Raw genomic sequence first — 2,119 nt, 5'->3', positions numbered from 1 at the left:
CCAGGCGCGGTGTTCGCAGTCGGCCGGCGGCAGGCGCACGCCACAGGCCTGGGTGTAGTACACGTCGGCCGAACGCGCCTGTTGAGCGCCCATCTCTGCATGGCCCAGCAAGTCCTGCAACAAGGCCTGGACCAGCGCCTGGTCAGCCTGGATCTGCGCATTGCGGCCATCGCTGTTCAGCAGCTGCAGCGCGGCAACCGCCGCGCGCACCTCGGCCTCAAGACCTGAGCGTGCCGCCACCAGGCCGCGCGTGCGCTGCAGCGCACGCTGCCACACGGCCTCGGGCACGCCCGCCGGGGCCGGCCCCTGGCTGGCGATCTCCGCCAGCACCTGCTCGGGCACGTCCTCGCCGCGCTGGACCCAGGCTTCCATCTGCTCGCCCATGCTGCGCAACGGGCTGATGTCGTCGGCCATCAGTGCCTCGGGCACGGCTTGCGCCAGGCCGCAGCTCAGCGCGAAAGCCAGCGCAAGCAGCAGGTGCTGCAAGGATGGCGGCTTCATTGCGTCTGCCCCACGCCTTCGGGCCCGTGGAACTCGACCAGCGAGATCACGCCATCGCGCCAGGCGGCTTCCAGGTCCTTCATCCAGGCTTCGACCTTCTCCAGCGAATCGGCCGGCAGGCGGCGCACGCCGACCGCGCGGTTGCGGCCCTGCGTCTTGGCGATGTACATGGCCGAGTCCACCAGGTCGATGGCCACCGACCAGGGCACCTCCAGCTGGTGCGGCTGCAGCGGGAAGCTGGCAAAGCCGATCGAGCCGGTGATGGCGATGTGGGACGTGCCGGCCAGCACCGGCAGCGAAGCCAGCGCGGCCAGCAGGCGCTGGGCCAGCAGCTCGGTCTGCTCGGCCTGGCCAGCGGGCACCAGGATCATGAATTCCTCGCCACCCCAGCGCACCACCAGGTCTTCCTCGCGCACCACCGCCTTCAGCCGGCGCGCGACCTCGATCAGCACTGCATCGCCCGCGGCGTGGCCGAAGTGGTCATTGATGCGCTTGAAGTGGTCCAGGTCCAGCAGGTAGAGCGTGCCGCGCGCGTCGTTGGCCCGGTCGCCCTGCGCGGCCAGGCGCTGCAGGTGGCGGCGGTTGGCCAGGCCTGTCAGCGGGTCCTGCTCGGTCTGCACCTTCAGCCGCTCGTTGTTGCTGGACAGCGCGCGCTGCGTGGCCCGGGTGCGCAGGTAGACCAGCAGCAGCAGCACCACCGCCATGCCGCAGACCGCCGTGACCAGCGCCCATTCCCGGAAGCGCAACTCGCTTTGGCGCAGGGCTTCCTGCATCAGCTGGTTGTCGTCGGTCAGCAGTTCGCGTTCATGGCGGCGGCGCTCGGCGTCGAAGCTTTCCTGCAGCTCGACCAGCGCGCGCTGCTGGTTGCGCTGGAAAGCCTCCTGGGCCCGCTCGCGGTGCTGGCGGAAGGCGGCCAGCGCCTCGCCGTGGTAGCCCGCAGCCTCCAGGTAGGTGCCCAGGTCGTCCAGGGTTTCGGCCAGCGAGACGATCTCGTCGCTGCGCTGGTACTGCGACAGCGCTTCTTCCACCAGCGGCAGGCCCTCGTCCTTGCGCCGCATCGCGATCAGCGCCAGCCCGCTGTTGAGCTGGGCCAGCTGCTCGGCCTGCGAGAAGCGCATGGCCCGCGCCAGCGGCAAGGCCTGCTGGGCGGTGGCGTAGGCGGTCTTGTAGTCGCCCTGGCGCAGGTAGTAGTCCGAGATGTTGCCCAGGCCCAGCGCCTCGTCGCGTCGCGCACCGGCGGTGCGGGCGTAGGCGTTGGCCTGCTTCAGGGTCTGCAGCGATTCGGCATTCCTGCCCTGGTCCGCCAGCAGCATGCCTTCGACCGACAGCACTTCGTTCAGCGACATCCAGTCATTGCCGGCAATCGCACGCTGCTTGGCATCTTCGTTGATCTGCCAGGCACGCTCCTGCTGGCCGGCGCGGAACAAGGTATAGGCCAGCGCATTCAGCAGCGAACTGGCGCGCCACCGCGCCGAGCGTTCGCTCAGGTGGATCGCGTCCTGGTAGAGCCGCACCGCTTCATCGAAACGGCCCAGTTCCTCCTTGATGCCGGCATGCGTGGACAGGCAGGCGATGCGCAGCAGCACCGAGGAGTTGCCATCCAGGCCACGCTCGGCCT

2 protein-coding genes are annotated in these 2,119 nt (G+C 69.6%); both read right to left on the bottom strand.

Annotated elements, in window-relative coordinates:
* On the bottom strand, positions 1-501 hold a 501-nt coding region (locus tag FKP22_RS28170), incomplete at its 3' end, for a hypothetical protein (protein WP_141291377.1).
* Positions 498-2,119, bottom strand: a 1,622-nt coding sequence (locus FKP22_RS28165; RefSeq protein ID WP_141291375.1) for a GGDEF domain-containing protein, incomplete at its 5' end; no start/stop codon positions are given. The genes FKP22_RS28165 and FKP22_RS28170, both read right to left, overlap by 4 nt.

Source organism: Ideonella azotifigens (assembly GCF_006519715.1).
In the GTDB taxonomy this organism is placed as follows: domain Bacteria; phylum Pseudomonadota; class Gammaproteobacteria; order Burkholderiales; family Burkholderiaceae_C; genus Ideonella; species Ideonella azotifigens.
The sequence above is the reverse complement of the archived record's forward strand: the minus strand, read 5'-3'. Positions and strand labels throughout refer to the sequence as shown.